We start from the raw sequence: 15,280 nt of genomic DNA, 5'->3' as shown, positions 1-15,280 counted from the left end.
TCTCGCTTCAATCGGTGAGCGGCTCAAGCTCTACTGTTTCACCGTGCAGGACCCGGAAGAGGTCCTCGTACTGACGTGTCAACGGGTGCTTGGGCGCCATATGAATCAGGGGCTGCCGGCTCTGATGGGACTCTTTCATTTTAACGGAACTTGAAAGCCGCACAGGAAGAACCGGCAAGCCTTCCTCGGTAAGCTCCCTGACCAGTTGCTTGGGCAAACTGGCGCGGGGCTGGAACTGATTGGCAACAATCCCCTCTACCACAAGGTCTTCGTTATGATCTTCCTGGAGATCGCGAATCTCATGGAGAATGTTGTACAAGGCCTGGCGGGAAAAGTCGTCACAGTCGAACGGTATCAGGCAGCGCTCGGCCGCAATCAGTGCAGACCGGGTATAGAAATTAAGCGCAGGGGCAGTATCAATATATATCGCATCGAAGGATTCACCGAGCTTTTTCAGAGCCTCCCTCAGCTTGTAGATCTTGTGCTTGGCCTCGAGCTTACGCTCCAGGAAATCCAACTCAGGGCTGGACGGCATCACAAACAGGTTCTTGAACGGTGAGGCGTGGACAAATTCGTCGGGCCGGCGATTGAACACGGTAAACGCAACCGTCTGTTCAAGCATATCGGCAACAGTGTCCTTCAGTTCGCTGGCGGGCTTTCCCAGTAAATAGTGGGTGGAGTTTCCCTGGGGATCGAGATCCACAACCAACGTTCGTTTTCCACGAGCGGCACTGATAGCAGCAAGATTGCACGTGATGCTGGACTTACCGACACCACCTTTCTGGTTGAATACCACCCGTCTCATTTCGTCTCTCCCTTGATGAACCCGTTATCGCCCGTTTGCATCACTCTGAACCAGAGGCTCACTCACCACGCTCGCGACGCTCACCACTCCATCACTGTTTTCACAAACGGGATCGTAAGTCTTCTCTGTGCCTGTAGTGAATTTTCATCCAGTATATCCAGAATTCCCAGCAAATCACCGAGGCGTCGAGGTGCCCGACGCATAATGTAGCTTGCCACATCATCCGCCATCACCAGACCGCGCTTCTCGGCACGCGCCCTCAAAATCTTTAGACGATCCTCATCGCGGTAGATACCCAGCTGAATGATCAGACCGTGACTGAATCGCGAGACCAGATCCGGCAACCTGAAGGGCAGGCTGCCAGGCAAATCAGCCAGACTTATCAGCAACAGACCGCCCCGGTCCTGAATCCGATTGTAAAGATGGAAGATAGCCTCTTCCCACACGCCCTGGCCCGCAATACGGTCGACATCGTCCAGACAGACAATGTCATAAGCCTCCAGCCCCGACAGGGCATCAGGCCCAAACGGCTCAAGCTCTGCAATGCTGACACAGACCGCAGCCCTGCCCTGCTTTTCGCCCAGGTGGCAGGCGGCTTGTAGCAGATGACTCTTGCCAGTATCGGCAACGCCGCATAAAACAACCACCGGAACACCATTTGGCTGATGACAGACGGTTTCAACACGCTTGGCGGCATTTGTGTTCCGGTCACCGTGAAAATTGTCGAAGCGGGCATCGTCCCGTAATTTAACCCCGAGTACCAATTGGGAAGCCGTCATGACCGGGTCGTCCTCCAGGCACGCAGCCCCCAAACACACAGATAGTGGGCACCACTGAAAACAGTCGAGACAGCAACCAATACGGTTCCGGCCTCCACCACCCACGGTTGCATCGGTAAATCTGCGAGAAACACGATAATAGCCAGGACGACAAGTATCTGAATAAGTGTGTTGAGCTTTCCGGGAATACTTGGCGCCATGTCGTAGCGACCAATCATGTAGTGATACGCCAATGCGCCCACCACTATCAGCAGATCTCGCCCGAGAACCAGTAAAAATAGCCAAAACGGCAAAATGGCAGTGATGGTCAGCATCAGGTAGGCCGTAATGAGCAGAGCCTTGTCGGCCAGCGGGTCCGCAATTGCCCCAAGCCGGGAACGCCAGTTGAAATGCCTGGCCAGGAACCCGTCAATGGCATCTGTGCCCGCCGCCAGAAAAAAGATCAGCAACGCCCGGCGATAATCCCCCGTCAGCAGCGCTCCGGCAAAGGGAGCAATCAGGAGAATACGTACGAACGTCAGGGCATTGGGAATCCAGCGCCAGCGGTGCAAATTCAACAGGCTCCCTCCGATTACACCTTATTCGCCGCCATCGCTCCCGATGACAGAAGACGGTTGCCAACGATAATACAGGACCTGGTAGAGGGATTCGAACGCTTCCCTCGCCTCCTCCTCATCGACAGGCACCGGCTGATAGGTCAGAACGGACCCATCTCCGGACACGCCAGAGGCGGTTTGCTCGCCCGGCTCCTGTGCTCGGGTCTCATTACCCTCAGGCCCGGCATCCGTATTGGTGGCAGACGCCCCACTCTGATCCGTTGCCAGGCCAGCAGTACTTGCGGGCTCGGCCGAAACGCCGGATTCCATGGGCACAAAGCGCGGATCAAGTGCAATATACTCACGAAGCTGATCCAGCTCGCCGGAAAAAGCGACCCGCAGAGTAAGCTGTTCATCACGCACCCGGTGGGCACCTACACTAACAACGGGGATCAGTCCCTCCAGAACTTTATTCGCCCCGGCATAGTCTTCCAGTGACGTGACACCACTCAAGACGATATCCACCTGGGGGGATTCACCTACCTCCGAGGCGGCAACAGCGTATCTGCTGGCGTACATTTCGGCCCAGCGATTGATCATCGCCTCCGCCAACGCCTCCGGACTCTGGGCGGTTACCGACTCTTCCCCGGCATCCATGGCCATACCATCAAATACCCACCCGGCACGCCATTGCCCACCGGAGCGACTAACCCGTACCAACGCCAGGACATCATGATCCAGATCATCAGAGGCAGATTTCACCCGATCAATAAACTGGCCCCAGATATCCGAGAGCAACTCCCGATCCGAAGCAAGACCGGACGGCGGGAGCGCCACAGGCAAACCCCGCTTGCGGGCGGCCTCATCAAACGCAGCCTGCCAACGACCAGAGGCATTCAATTCGCTCCCTGATGCAGATCTGGTGACAAGCGTTCTCGCCCCTCTGTCCTCGGCAGCAATCCAGGCCAGTGTAAGCGGTCTGTTGGCTCCCCATACAGGTGCGTCGATCGAGGCCAGAGCACGATTCACACCCACCGCCCCGAAGGACATATCAAGAACACTCTGTCCGGAGGCTGACCGGGCAACCTGATAGGAAAGCAGTAGCGACTCGGCATCGGACAACAGCGCATCAACACCGTCCATGGCAAGCACATCGCGGGTGCCGGAAACCCGGACAAGCACCTGGCTAAGACCACTCGCATAACCCTGGGTAAGCTGACGCGATGAGGATCCTTCAACCGGAACTCTTGCCGTATACAGACCAGAGACTGTGACCGCAGTTACCTGAGCGGAGAACCCGACCAGCAGAAAGGAAAATAACGCAAGGACCCACGTTACGGATACGGACCTGCGCGCCGGCTTTTGTCCTGATACTGACATGAAACACCCTGGAGTTCGCATTAATGGCGCATAGGATACACCATGCCCCAGGGCGTGAGTAGCGGCCCCGAATTTCGGAAAAGCAATATACAGTTGGAGCACCACACCGCACCTGTTAAAATCCGCGGCCTGACCCACTGGCCAACGGTTAAGTACACCATGAGCGAACAGAAGCCCTCCCTGACCTACCGCGATGCTGGCGTCGATATCGATGCAGGCAATGAACTTGTCAGCCGAATCAAGAACACCGCTGCGCGCACCCGCCGCCCCGAGGTACTTGGAGGTCTCGGGGGCTTCGGCGCCATGGTCTCGATTCCCGCCGGGTATAATGAGCCGGTGCTGGTTTCCGGCACCGATGGCGTGGGCACCAAGCTCAGGCTGGCCATGCAACTGGACAAACATGACAGCATCGGGATTGATCTGGTTGCCATGTGCGTGAACGACCTGGTCGTTGGCGGCGCTGAACCACTCTTTTTCCTGGACTACTACGCCACCGGCAAGCTCAACGTTGACGTTGCGGCTCAGGTTGTCACCGGAATCGGAGCAGGTTGCGAACAAGCCGGATGCGCACTGGTGGGCGGAGAAACCGCCGAAATGCCCGGAATGTATGAAGGCGACGACTACGATCTGGCAGGTTTCTGTGTCGGCGTTGCCGAACGCAGTGAAATCATCGACGGCAGCCGGACACAGGCCGGTGATGTGCTGATCGCACTCGGATCCTCCGGCCCCCACTCCAACGGTTATTCCCTGATTCGCAAGATTCTTGAGGTGAGCAACGCCGACCTGAACCAGCCGGTGGGTGATACCACTCTGGCCAATGCCCTGATGGCGCCCACGCGAATCTATGTAAAGAATCTGCTTCAGCTGATTCGTGAGGTTGACGTTCGCGCTCTCTCCCACATCACCGGTGGCGGTCTGCCAGAGAATATTCCCAGGGTGCTGCCGAAAGGAACCGTTGCCGCCATTGATACCGCCAGCTGGACCCTGTCCCCGGTCTTCCAGTGGCTCAAGGACAACGGCGGTGTTGCCAGTGAAGAGATGTACCGGACGTTCAACTGCGGAATCGGCATGATTGTCTGCGTACCGGCCAACCAGAAAGAGCTGGCCCTGGACACCCTCGCGGCGCTGGGCGAAGAGGCCTGGCAGGTTGGGCTGATTGAACGCGCCGACAGCGAAGAAGCTGATGCCAGCGTTCGTTACGCACCGGGGCTTCTGTCAGTATGAAGGCAGATCAGGCCCCTTTACCCAAAATACTGGTGCTCGCCTCCGGAAGCGGCACCAATCTGCAGGCGTTAATCGATGCCAGCCGGGAGCGCGATTATCCCGGTCAGATTGTTGCTGTCGGCTGCAACCAGCCCAACGCCTTCGCCCTGGAGCGTGCAGCACAGGCCAACATCGAAACCTTTGTGGTCAATCACAAGAACTTCCAGTCCCGGGAAGAGTTTGATGCTTCCCTGATGGCGGACATCCTCCGCTATAACCCCGACCTGATCGTGCTGGCAGGGTTCATGCGAATCCTGACCACCGATTTTGTCCGGGCCTTCCGGGGCAAGATGCTGAACATTCACCCGTCGCTGCTGCCGAAATATACCGGATTGAACACGCACCGCCGGGCACTGGAGGCCGGCGATACCGTCCATGGCGTATCCATTCACTTCGTTACCGAGGAGCTGGATGGCGGGCCGGTCATTGCACAGGCACAGGTGTCTGTTGCACCAGACGACACCCCCGAAAGCCTCGCTGAAAAAGTTCAGGCTAAGGAGCACATCCTTTATCCAATCGTTGTGCGCTGGTGTTGTGAAGGCAGGATTCAGCTGGGCAGTGATTACGTGATGTTCGACGGCCAGCCCCTGAACGCGCCAATGCATCTCCCCGAAAGCTGAGTGCTCGCCTGAACGAAATGTCATCCCGGCGTCTTGTCCCGGCAGCTACACTGTCGCTATTGATGACGGTAATTGTTTGGACTTAACACAATGCTCTCACAACTGATGTCCAAAAGTGGCTTCGCAGCTTTGCTGATCGGTGTCGGCACCCTTGCCGCGCCGGTCACCGTGCATGCTCAGCCCGGCGCAGAGCTTATCCCTTTTGAGGCCAGCTATACCGCTGCCATGGAAAAGGGCATTTCCCTCAATGGCTCGGCGAAACGCATCCTCACCGCTCAGGGAAACGACATCTGGTTATACCGCACGGATGTCGATTCCTTTATTGTCGATATCGACGAATCGCTGATCTTTCGCTGGGAAGACGGTCAGGTAATACCGATGAGGTACAGGTATCGTCTGTCCGGCTTTCTGGTGACCGATCGCAATAGCGCCATCGACTTTGACTGGTCCGCCGGCATCGCAACCGGTGAGTACAAAGGCCAACCCTTTGAGCTGGAAATAGAGGAAGGATTACTGGACCCGCTGGGGTATCAGCTTCAGCTGCACCAGGACATCAAGCGCGGTAAACGCGAGATGACCTACAGAGTCCTCGACGGACGATCCATTGATACCGATCGCTTTGCGGTTATTGATGGTGAAAACATGAACACCGGCAGCAAACAGACCGCCACCCTCAAGGCCGAAAAGATTCGGGAAGATGCGAAACGTCAGACCCTGATGTGGTTCTCACCGGAGCAGGATTACCTGCTTGTCCGCCTCAAACAGGTAGAACCGGATGGCAGCACCTATGAACTGAAGCTCGAGGAAGCGGAAATCAATCGCTGATTGCTAGTCCCGCCTCACGCCAGACCACTTTGACCTCATCAGCGATGATCCGAAGACCTTCCGCAACACGGTCATCGTCCTGGGAATAGGTGACACGCAGACACTCCTGCCGATGCCTCCAGTCGTCCTCGGGCAATCCGGGGAAGAAATAGTGCCCGGACACCACCAGAACGCCCCGGTTTTTCAGCCGTTGATACAATTCCAGGCTGGAAATCGGCAGATCCGGAAACCACAGCCAAAGGAACATCGCACCCTCAGGCTTATGGACATACCAGCGGCAACTGTCTTCTCCCATAGCCTCCCGGAAAGCGGCCACCGCCCGCTGCATCTTGGCTTTATAGAAGGGGCACACCACATCCCTGCTCAATGACAGAATTTCGCCAGAACGAACCAGCGGCTCCGCGAGCATGGCCCCAAAACTGCCCGTTGCCAGATTCATGATTGCGTTGATTCCAGAGAGCGCCTTGATGATCGGCTCTGATGCAATCACGATACCAGTGCGCGCCGCCGGCAACCCCAGTTTGGAGAGGCTCAGGCAAAGGATAATCTGTTCGTTCCAGGTTGGCGTTGCCTCTACAAACAGCAGGCTTGGGAACGGCGTGCCGTAGGCACCATCGACAATCAGAGGCACATCATGATCACGGGCCAGCCCTTCCAGTCGGGCCAGCTCCTCATCGGTAACGACATTGCCCGTCGGATTGGTGGGCCGGGACACGCAAATAGCACCCGTCTCGCCTGTCACCTCGACCGCATCAAAGTCGACCCGATATTTGAATTCATGAGCGTCGGTGAACGAGATATCTGGCTGAACTGCACGGAACAGGCCCGGCTCGATGCCTGCGTCGGCGTAACCGATATACTCCGGAGCCAACGGCAACAGGATGTGCTTTCGGTGGCCCTCGCCGTAATCGCCGCCAAACATGTTAAACAGCATGAAAAATGCCGCCTGACTGCCATTGGTGAGGGCGATGTTCTCGGGCTTCAGCCCCCAGCCGTACTCCCGGTTAAGCAGTTCAGCCAGCGAGGCAATGAACTGTTTTTCACCCTGGGGCGGATCGTATACCCCCACCAGCCGGCGAACATCACCTTCACTGCGGCTCATATCACCCAGAATTTCCTGCACCCGCTGCTGGATTTCTGGAATATGGCCGGGATTCCCGCCCCCCATCATGATCATGTCATCCCCGGATGCCATGGCATTTCCCAGATCATCCATGAGCGATGTGATACCGGCATCAGCGGTGAACTTGCGGCCAAAAGCAGAGAGTTTCATGGGGTAAAATCCATCTAACCTGGTGTAATGGAAACGGGTAGTGGCGAAAGTGTAACCTGTTCGGGCGCCTGGCTTTACTCGTTGAGCGAAATACCAAGGTTGCTGACGCCTTCATTGGCCGCATCCTCTTGCAACCGAACAACAAACTGGCCGGTTGGCGTGCGTTGCCGCTTGAGGGCCAGGACCAGATCCCGCTGGAAGGTCTTTTCTTCTTTCATCAATGGATGCTGATCAAGCAGGCGAACCAGCTCGTCTTCATCAAGCTCCTCGCCCTCGGACAGCTCTATAAAATTCATGACCGTCGCTGTCGCCATCTGTGAAGCGTCCGTGGCCCTGTGTTTGGCCGGATTCAGGCGATTCAACAAGGCCTGTTCCAGAAGCTGACAGAAGTCGAACGCCGGATAAACGCCGTAGGCGTCGTAGGCTTCGACGTCGGGGGACAGACTCTCCAGTTTTGCCAGCAGCTGCGGAATTGCGGATTCAGAAACGTCTTTCTGCAGCAACTCCCAGCCCAGATCCAGAAGCTGGCGCATCTTCGCGCCGGTTTTCAGCCCCATGGCGTCCGCAAACAGAGCATAGTTAGGAAAGGAGCGCTCAGCCAGTGCAAGCAGAAAGGCGCACTCGCGCCAGCCCTGCAGTTGTGAAACGGCCTTCAGAAATTGATTGGCGTTCATGTTCTGGGCAGAGTCACGCCGGTCTGGCCGAGATATTTGCCACCCCGGTCTTTGTAGCTGGTCTCGCAGATCTCATCGGATTCGAAAAACAGCATCTGGGCAACGCCTTCATTCGCGTAGATTTTAGCCGGAAGGTTGGTGGTATTGGAGAATTCCAGAGTGACCTGACCTTCCCATTCCGGCTCAAGCGGTGTGACGTTGACAATAATGCCACAGCGGGCATAGGTGGATTTGCCCAAGCAGATAGTCAGGACGCTTCGCGGGATACGGAAATACTCGACCGTGCGGGCCAGCGCAAAGGAGTTCGGCGGAATGATACAAACGTCGCCGGTATAGTTAACGAAGCTGTTTTCGTCGAAATTCTTCGGATCCACGGTTGCGGAGTGGACGTTGGTGAAGATTTTGAATTCGTTGCTGCAGCGTACGTCGTAGCCATAGCTGGAGGTGCCGTAGGAGATCACGCGGCCTTTTTCGGTTTCACGAACCTGCCCGCTTTCGTAGGGTTCGATCATGCCGTGTTGTTCGGACATCCGGCGAATCCACTTGTCGGATTTGATGCTCATTGGCGAAGTCTCGTATTCACTGGGAAAATTGGGGCGTAGTTTACCTGTTCGCTGAGGGTCTGTCGAAGCTTCAGCCGCTTACTTATCTCGTTTAGCGCGGAGGCTACAGTCACAGGAAAAGCCGCGAATCGACCACCCGGGACTTCGCCTCCTTAATCCGTTTTCAGTGCTCCGTCACCGAAACACTTGAGATAGAACCGGAAAGGTTCCGCTCGCGGGTCGAGAGTTCAGCCCCTACCCTTCTGGCGATATCTCGATAACGGCGGGCCACTTCAGAGTCCGGCTCAGCGATCACCGAGGGTGTGCCGCCATCGGTCTGTTCGCGGATGGTCATGTGCAACGGTAATTGCCCGAGAAGTGTGGTGTCGTATTCCTCGGCAATTCTTTCGCCGCCGCCATGGCCGAAAAGCGGTTCTTCATGGCCGCAGTTGCTGCAGATGTGGACACTCATATTTTCGACCACACCCAGTACAGGGATGTCGACCTTCCGGAACATTTCTATGCCCTTTTTACCGTCCAGCAACGCAATGTCCTGGGGTGTCGTGACGATAACGGCACCCGTGACCGGGACTTTCTGGGCCAGGGTGAGCTGGATATCGCCGGTACCCGGAGGCATGTCGACGATGAGGTAATCGAGCTCGTTCCAGAGGGTCTGTTGCAGCAATTGCATCACGGCGCCGCTGACCATGGGGCCGCGCCAAACCATGGGGGTTTTCTCTGTAACAACGAAGGCCATGGAATTGGCCTGCAGGCCGTGGGCATCCATGGGAACAAAGTATTTGTTCTCACGGGTGTCCGGGCGCTTGCCCTCGGGCACACCAAGCATCATGCCGATACTCGGGCCGTAAATATCGGCGTCAAGGATACCGACCCGGGCGCCCTCAGCCTGGAGCGCCAGGGCAAGGTTGACGGCGGTGGTGGATTTGCCAACGCCACCCTTGCCGGACGCGACGGCAATGATGTTTTTCACGCCAGGCACCGAAGGCAGGTCTTTCTGGACCTTGTAGGAGTGAACCTTCTGGCCGACATGGACGTCGACGCGCGCCACACCCTCGACATTCTCCAAAGCGTTGCCCACCAACTGTTTCAGGGCGCCCGCAATGCCTTTCGAGGGATACGGAAGCTCAACCATAAGGGTTACGTTTCCATTGTCGTCGGCATTCAGGGATTTTACAGCACCCAGCTCGTAGAGGTCCTTGTTGAGGTACGGATCGCGGTACTCGCGAACTGCCGCCCGCAAGGCCTGCTCTGAAATCTGTGTCATCGGGTTCTCCGGAATAAGCTCATGCTCGATTTTAAGCACGGAAGCAGGTGATTCGGGTGAAAATTATCTGCTCGGAAGGTATCATCTGTGCCCGTTTCTGACCATATGGGGTCATTACCTGGCGCATTCAATTCCGAAGGCAGCCAGAACCCCGTTCAGTCTTTCCAACCCGTATCAACATAAGGTTCGGACATCACCATGACGCAAGCGAGTAAGCAACAGCGCGATATTCTGGTTACCAGCGCCCTGCCATACGCCAACGGCCCTATCCATCTGGGACATCTGCTGGAATACATTCAGACCGATATCTGGGTGCGCTACCAGAAAATGCGTGGCCAGAACTGTTACTACGTTTGCGCCGATGATGCCCACGGTACCGCAATTATGCTTCGGGCCGAGAGGGAAGGTATAACCTCGGAGCAGCTTATTGACCGGATCCGGGAAGAGCACCAGGAAGACTTCGCCGGGTTCCATATCCGCTTCGACAACTACTACACCACTCACTCCGAAGAAAACCAGCAGTTCTCGGAATACATCTACCGCCAGTTGCAGGAAAACGGGCACATTGCCACGCGCAAGATTACCCAGTTCTACGACCCGGAAAAAAACATGTTCCTGGCGGACCGGTTTATCAAGGGCACCTGTCCGAAATGCAAAACCGAGGATCAGTACGGTGATAACTGCGAAGCCTGTGGCGCTACCTACACGCCAGCCGAGCTGATCAATCCGCGGTCTGCGGTTTCCGGGGCCACCCCTGTCGAGAAAGAGTCCGAGCACTATTTCTTCAAACTGCCCGACTTTTCCGATTTCCTCACCAAGTGGACTCGCAGCGGCACACTCCAGCCCCAGGTAGCCAACAAACTGGCCGAGTGGCTCGATGCCGGGCTGCAGGAGTGGGATATCAGTCGTGATGCCCCTTACTTCGGTTTTGAGATTCCAGACGCACCGGGCAAATACTTCTACGTCTGGCTGGATGCCCCTATTGGCTACCTGGCCAGCTTCAAGAACCTGTGCAATCGGGAAGGCATCGATTTCGAGCATTTCTGGAAGGCCGACTCCACCGCTGAGGTGTACCACTTCATCGGCAAGGACATCATCAACTTCCACGCGCTGTTCTGGCCGTCCATGCTGCACGATGCCGGTTTCCGCACACCAACGGCCGTCTGGGCGCACGGATTTGTGACCGTCAACGGCAAGAAAATGTCCAAGTCCCGTGGCACCTTTATCATGGCCCGGACCTATCTGGATCATCTGAACCCGGAATACCTGCGCTATTACTTTGCTGCCAAGCTGACCGGTAGCGTGGATGACATGGACCTGAACCTGGAAGACTTTTCCGCCCGGGTGAATTCGGATCTGGTGGGCAAGGTGGTCAACATTGCCAGCCGCAGTGCCGGTTTCATCACCAAGCGCTTCGATGGTCAGCTCGGTCAGGTTACCGAGCATGGCAAACTGAAAGAATTCATCGAAGCCGGGAAGCAGATCGAGGACTTCTACGAGGCCCGTGAGTTTGGCCGCGCAATGCGCCGGATCATGGAGTTGGCAGACATAGCCAACCAGTATGTCAACGACGAGCAGCCCTGGGTCATCGCCAAACAGGAAGGCCAGGATGAGAACCTTCAGGCCATCTGTACCAACGCCATCAACATGTTCCATCTGCTGATGACTTACCTGGCGCCGGTACTTCCGGAAACCGCCAAGGCCTCCGAGGCGTTCCTGAATGCGACGCTGGACTGGAACAATCGCAGCGAGCGCCTGGAAAACCACGCCATCAACAAATTCAAGCCGCTGATGAGCCGGGTCGATATGGCCCAGATCGAGAAAATGCTGGACGCCTCCAAGGAAGAACTGCCTGCGGCGACCGGCAAGCCAGCACCTGCGGCCAATCTTGAACCTGTCGCGGATGAAATAGAATTTGGCGATTTTGCGAAAGTAGATCTTCGTGTCGTTAAAATTGTCAAAGCCGAACACGTGGAAGGCGCCGACAAACTTCTTCGCCTCACCCTTGACGTAGGGCATGGCGAGCGCAACGTGTTTGCTGGTATCAAGTCAGCCTACAAGCCGGAAGATCTTGAAGGTCGTCTGACCGTCATGGTCGCCAACCTCAAGCCCCGTAAAATGAAGTTCGGGCTGTCCGAGGGCATGGTTCTGGCAGCGGGCCCCGGCGGCGAGGATATCTTCATCCTGTCCCCGGACTCTGGCGCGACGCCTGGCATGCGAGTCATGTAAGGCGCGTTCGCCGGTACGATGGAGCAAGGTAAATGACCGAATATCTGCTGATTCTGGTCAGCACCATTCTGGTGAACAATTTTGTACTGGTTCAGTTCCTGGGCCTGTGCCCGTTCATGGGGGTCTCCGGCAAGCTGGAGACGGCCATGGGCATGTCCCTGGCAACAACCTTCGTGCTGACCCTGGCATCGGTCTGCAGTTACCTTGCCTATACCTATCTCCTCGAGCCGCTGGATCTGGCCTTTCTCAGGACCATCACCTTTATCCTTGTGATAGCTGTGGTCGTTCAGTTCACTGAGATGGTGGTACGCAAGACCAGCCCGCTTCTCTATCGGGTGTTGGGTATTTTCCTGCCACTGATCACCACCAACTGCGCGGTGCTCGGGGTTGCTCTTCTCAACATCAACAGGAACAACAACTTCGTTGAGTCTGTTTTATACGGTTTTGGCGCTGCTGCTGGTTTCTCCATGGTTCTGGTGCTGTTTGCCGCCATGCGCGAGCGCATCGCTGTCGCCGACGTTCCGGTTGCCTTTCGCGGTGCTGCCATTGGCCTGGTAACAGCCGGGCTGATGGCTCTGGCTTTCCTGGGCTTTAGCGGCCTGGTCAGCGTTTAACGGGCTGACGGAATTAGGAGTAACAGGTTATGTGGACAAGCGTTCTTGTTGCCGTTGTGGTTCTTCTGGCCCTTGCCGTTGTCTTCGGCGGCCTGCTCGGTTTTGCCGCCGAACGATTCAAAGTAGAGGGCAACCCGCTGGTCGATCAGATAGACGCCCTTCTGCCCCAGACCCAATGCGGCCAGTGTGGCTATCCCGGCTGTCGCCCCTACGCCGACTCGATCGCCGAAGGCGGCCCCATCAACAAATGTCCGCCTGGCGGAGAGTCCACCATCAAAGCTCTGGCAGACCTGCTGGACGTCGAACCGGAGCCGCTGGACGCTGAACACGGAGTTGAGCAAGTCAAACGGGTTGCGGTGATTCGCGAAGACGAGTGTATTGGTTGCACCAAGTGCATCCAGGCCTGCCCTGTGGACGCGATTCTTGGCGCCGCTAAACACATGCACACCGTGATTGAAAGCGAATGCACAGGTTGCGATCTGTGTGTTGATCCCTGCCCGGTGGATTGCATCGACATGGTGACGGTGGAACCGGATATTCGAACCTGGACCTGGACACCGCCCAAATCCGGACTCATTGCCACCGATCGCCAGGGAGCCAGCGCCTGATGACTCAACTCTGGGATTTTTCCGGCGGCGTCCATCCCCCGGGACACAAAGAGGTCTCCACGACGCGGCCAGTTCGCAACGCCGGCATACCGGAACTTCTGATTCTGCCCTTGCAGCAGCACATTGGCGTGCCCGCAGAGCCTCTTGTCGAAGTCGGCGAACGGGTTTTGAAAGGACAGAAGATTGCCGATATCAAAGCAGGTATGGGGGTGCCGGTTCACGCACCAACCTCCGGTGTGATCGAGAGTATTGCCGACTACCCGGTCCCCCACCCCTCAGGCATGGCCGACCGGTGTATTACTCTCAAGCCGGATGGTCAGGATCAGTGGTGCGCGCTCAATCCAGTCAAGGACTATCGCTCCCTGGAGCGTGATCAGATCCTTCGGATAATCCGCGATGCGGGTATTTCCGGTATGGGTGGCGCCGGTTTCCCCACCAACATCAAACTCCAGCCGCCCCGGGATCGCAAGGTAAGCACCCTCATCCTCAACGGCGCTGAATGCGAGCCCTATATCACGGCCGATGACATGACCATGCGGGAGAAGGCGGACGATGTCATTGCCGGCCTTAAAATCATGGCCTGGATTCTTCGGCCCGAACGCTGCGTGATCGGCATTGAGGACAATAAACCCGAAGCGATTGCAGCCCTTCGAAGAGCAACCGAGGGCACGCAGACCGAGATTGTCGTTATTCCTACCAAGTACCCGTCTGGCGGCGAAAAACAGTTGATCCAGATCCTCACAGGCATGGAGGTTCCTAGCGGGGGCATTCCAGCCGATATCGGGGTTATGTGCCAGAATATCGGAACCGCCGTCGCCGTGGCAAAGTCGGTATTTGAAGGCAAACCGCTGATTTCCCGGGTGGTTACCATGACGGGTGAAGCCCTCCAGGATCCAGGTAATTTTGAGACACTGATCGGCACGCCGATTGAGTATATGCTGGAACACGCCGGCGTCGATCAGAACGCGGTCAGCCGCCTGGTCCTTGGCGGACCAATGATGGGCTATACGCTGACCACAGAATCAGTCCCTGTCATTAAAACCACCAACTGTGTTATTGCCGCAACAGCCGCCGAATTACCGGCACCGCCACCGGAACAGCCCTGCATCCGCTGCGGCCAGTGCGCTGAAGCCTGCCCTATGGAACTGCTGCCGCAACAACTGTTCTGGCATGCCAAGGCCGCCGAGTTCGAAAAGGCGGAGCATCTGAACCTGTTTGACTGTATCGAGTGCGGAGCCTGTTCCTATGTTTGCCCGAGCTCAATTCCCCTGGTTCAGTACTATCGATTTGCCAAAGGGGAGATTCGCGCTCAACAGGCAGAGCAGCTAAAGGCAGACCGGGCCCGGGAACGTTTCGAAGCCCGTCAGGCACGCCTGGAGAGGGAACAGCAAGAGAAAGAACTGAGACGCAAGGAGCGGGCGAAGGCCGCAGCGGAAGCCCAGGCCAAGAAAAAAGCTGACGCAGAGAAAGCCGCAGTCAAGGGTGAGGCCGTTGACGAGCGTGCCGCAAAGTCGGCACTGGTTGAGCAGGCTCTGGCCCGCAAAAAGGCAAAGGCCGAAGCCTCTCAGTCACCGGCCACCAGTGCACCACCGGCGGAGGAAACACCGGACATTGGGGCTCTGGAGAAACAGCTAAGCCAGGCTCAGGCCAAACTCGACACCATGCAGGGCATGCTCGATGACGCCAAAGCCCAGCAGGCAGACAACGTAGAAAAACTGGAGCGGGCCGTCGCCAAGAACCACGATCGGGTAAAACGGGCGGAGGCGTTGCTGGCAGAAGCCAGGGACAAGGCGGCCGCTCGACCATCGGAATCCCGGTCCACCCACTAAACGACATCAGGCACAACA

The 15,280-nt window shown here is 56.8% G+C and carries 15 protein-coding genes; 7 read left to right on the top strand and 8 right to left on the bottom strand.

The features are described from left to right. Positions 1-7: 7 nt before the first annotated feature. The 4 genes from KO499_RS15220 to KO499_RS15205 form a co-directional block, all read right to left on the bottom strand. Entirely contained in the window at positions 8-805 is a 798-nt protein-coding gene (locus KO499_RS15220; RefSeq protein ID WP_215984624.1) for a ParA family protein, read from the bottom strand. Positions 806-885: 80 nt separating this feature from the next. After that, a complete protein-coding gene (gene hda / locus KO499_RS15215) occupies positions 886-1,584 on the bottom strand; it encodes a DnaA regulatory inactivator Hda (RefSeq protein WP_215984623.1) in 699 nt (232 codons plus the stop codon). Beyond that, positions 1,581-2,141: a CDP-alcohol phosphatidyltransferase family protein gene (locus tag KO499_RS15210; RefSeq protein WP_215984622.1), complete on the bottom strand. Its 561-nt coding sequence runs from the start codon at positions 2,139-2,141 to the stop codon at positions 1,581-1,583. The genes hda and KO499_RS15210 overlap by 4 nt, the downstream gene beginning before the upstream one ends. 21 nt (positions 2,142-2,162) lie before the next feature. Beyond that, complete coding sequence (locus KO499_RS15205) at positions 2,163-3,500, bottom strand: DUF2066 domain-containing protein (RefSeq protein WP_215984621.1); 1,338 nt, start codon at positions 3,498-3,500, stop codon at positions 2,163-2,165. A gap of 159 nt (positions 3,501-3,659) precedes the next feature. Between KO499_RS15205 and purM the strand changes: the two genes are divergently transcribed. The 3 genes from purM to KO499_RS15190 all read left to right on the top strand — a co-directional run bounded on the left by purM (position 3,660) and on the right by KO499_RS15190 (position 6,208). Continuing rightward, on the top strand, positions 3,660-4,724 hold the full coding sequence (gene purM, locus KO499_RS15200; protein ID WP_215984648.1) for a phosphoribosylformylglycinamidine cyclo-ligase: 1,065 nt from the start codon (positions 3,660-3,662) through the stop codon (positions 4,722-4,724). After that, positions 4,721-5,383: a phosphoribosylglycinamide formyltransferase gene (gene purN, locus KO499_RS15195; RefSeq protein ID WP_215984620.1), complete on the top strand. Its 663-nt coding sequence runs from the start codon at positions 4,721-4,723 to the stop codon at positions 5,381-5,383. Before purM ends, purN begins: the two co-directional genes overlap by 4 nt. Positions 5,384-5,473: 90 nt before the next feature. Beyond that, the gene (locus KO499_RS15190; protein ID WP_215984619.1) at positions 5,474-6,208 is read left to right on the top strand and encodes a DUF3108 domain-containing protein; all 735 of its coding nucleotides are present in this window, start codon (positions 5,474-5,476) and stop codon (positions 6,206-6,208) included. Here KO499_RS15190 and KO499_RS15185 read toward each other — a convergent pair. The 4 genes from KO499_RS15185 to apbC all read right to left on the bottom strand — a co-directional run bounded on the left by KO499_RS15185 (position 6,198) and on the right by apbC (position 9,982). Further along, complete coding sequence (locus tag KO499_RS15185) at positions 6,198-7,481, bottom strand: valine--pyruvate transaminase (protein ID WP_215984618.1); 1,284 nt, start codon at positions 7,479-7,481, stop codon at positions 6,198-6,200. The genes KO499_RS15190 and KO499_RS15185 overlap by 11 nt on opposite strands. Positions 7,482-7,555: 74 nt before the next feature. After that, positions 7,556-8,155 (bottom strand): YjaG family protein, encoded by a 600-nt coding sequence (locus tag KO499_RS15180; protein ID WP_215984617.1) that lies wholly within the window; start codon positions 8,153-8,155, stop codon positions 7,556-7,558. Continuing rightward, a complete protein-coding gene (gene dcd / locus KO499_RS15175) occupies positions 8,152-8,718 on the bottom strand; it encodes a dCTP deaminase (RefSeq protein WP_064230566.1) in 567 nt (188 codons plus the stop codon). Before dcd ends, KO499_RS15180 begins: the two co-directional genes overlap by 4 nt. A 163-nt stretch (positions 8,719-8,881) precedes the next feature. Beyond that, on the bottom strand, positions 8,882-9,982 hold the full coding sequence (gene apbC, locus KO499_RS15170; protein ID WP_215984616.1) for an iron-sulfur cluster carrier protein ApbC: 1,101 nt from the start codon (positions 9,980-9,982) through the stop codon (positions 8,882-8,884). 198 nt (positions 9,983-10,180) lie between these two features. Between apbC and metG the strand changes: the two genes are divergently transcribed. The 4 genes from metG to rsxC are packed head-to-tail and all read left to right on the top strand — an operon-like array spanning position 10,181 to position 15,262. Next, positions 10,181-12,211 (top strand): methionine--tRNA ligase, encoded by a 2,031-nt coding sequence (metG, locus tag KO499_RS15165; protein ID WP_215984615.1) that lies wholly within the window; start codon positions 10,181-10,183, stop codon positions 12,209-12,211. A gap of 32 nt (positions 12,212-12,243) precedes the next feature. Next, positions 12,244-12,825, top strand: a complete 582-nt coding sequence (gene rsxA, locus KO499_RS15160; protein ID WP_215984614.1) for an electron transport complex subunit RsxA — start codon at positions 12,244-12,246, stop codon at positions 12,823-12,825. 29 nt (positions 12,826-12,854) lie between these two features. Next, positions 12,855-13,433 (top strand): electron transport complex subunit RsxB, encoded by a 579-nt coding sequence (rsxB, locus tag KO499_RS15155; protein WP_215984613.1) that lies wholly within the window; start codon positions 12,855-12,857, stop codon positions 13,431-13,433. Continuing rightward, on the top strand, positions 13,433-15,262 hold the full coding sequence (gene rsxC / locus KO499_RS15150; protein WP_215984612.1) for an electron transport complex subunit RsxC: 1,830 nt from the start codon (positions 13,433-13,435) through the stop codon (positions 15,260-15,262). The genes rsxB and rsxC overlap by 1 nt, the downstream gene beginning before the upstream one ends. The last annotated feature ends 18 nt before the right edge of the window (positions 15,263-15,280 follow it).

The organism is Marinobacter sp. F3R08 (assembly GCF_018860425.1).
Classification (GTDB): domain Bacteria; phylum Pseudomonadota; class Gammaproteobacteria; order Pseudomonadales; family Oleiphilaceae; genus Marinobacter.
This window is presented reverse-complemented; position numbering and strand designations above follow the sequence as displayed.

Coding starts and splice junctions, on each gene's coding strand:
- KO499_RS15220 (WP_215984624.1), bottom strand. CDS start 805: ATGAGACGGGTGGTATTCAACCAGAAAGGTGGTGTCGGTAAGTCCAGC.
- hda (WP_215984623.1), bottom strand. CDS start 1,584: ATGACGGCTTCCCAATTGGTACTCGGGGTTAAATTACGGGACGATGCC.
- KO499_RS15205 (WP_215984621.1), bottom strand. CDS start 3,500: ATGTCAGTATCAGGACAAAAGCCGGCGCGCAGGTCCGTATCCGTAACG.
- purM (WP_215984648.1), top strand. CDS start 3,660: ATGAGCGAACAGAAGCCCTCCCTGACCTACCGCGATGCTGGCGTCGAT.
- purN (WP_215984620.1), top strand. CDS start 4,721: ATGAAGGCAGATCAGGCCCCTTTACCCAAAATACTGGTGCTCGCCTCC.
- KO499_RS15190 (WP_215984619.1), top strand. CDS start 5,474: ATGCTCTCACAACTGATGTCCAAAAGTGGCTTCGCAGCTTTGCTGATC.
- KO499_RS15185 (WP_215984618.1), bottom strand. CDS start 7,481: ATGAAACTCTCTGCTTTTGGCCGCAAGTTCACCGCTGATGCCGGTATC.
- KO499_RS15180 (WP_215984617.1), bottom strand. CDS start 8,155: ATGAACGCCAATCAATTTCTGAAGGCCGTTTCACAACTGCAGGGCTGG.
- dcd (WP_064230566.1), bottom strand. CDS start 8,718: ATGAGCATCAAATCCGACAAGTGGATTCGCCGGATGTCCGAACAACAC.
- apbC (WP_215984616.1), bottom strand. CDS start 9,982: ATGACACAGATTTCAGAGCAGGCCTTGCGGGCGGCAGTTCGCGAGTAC.
- metG (WP_215984615.1), top strand. CDS start 10,181: ATGACGCAAGCGAGTAAGCAACAGCGCGATATTCTGGTTACCAGCGCC.
- rsxA (WP_215984614.1), top strand. CDS start 12,244: ATGACCGAATATCTGCTGATTCTGGTCAGCACCATTCTGGTGAACAAT.
- rsxB (WP_215984613.1), top strand. CDS start 12,855: ATGTGGACAAGCGTTCTTGTTGCCGTTGTGGTTCTTCTGGCCCTTGCC.
- rsxC (WP_215984612.1), top strand. CDS start 13,433: ATGACTCAACTCTGGGATTTTTCCGGCGGCGTCCATCCCCCGGGACAC.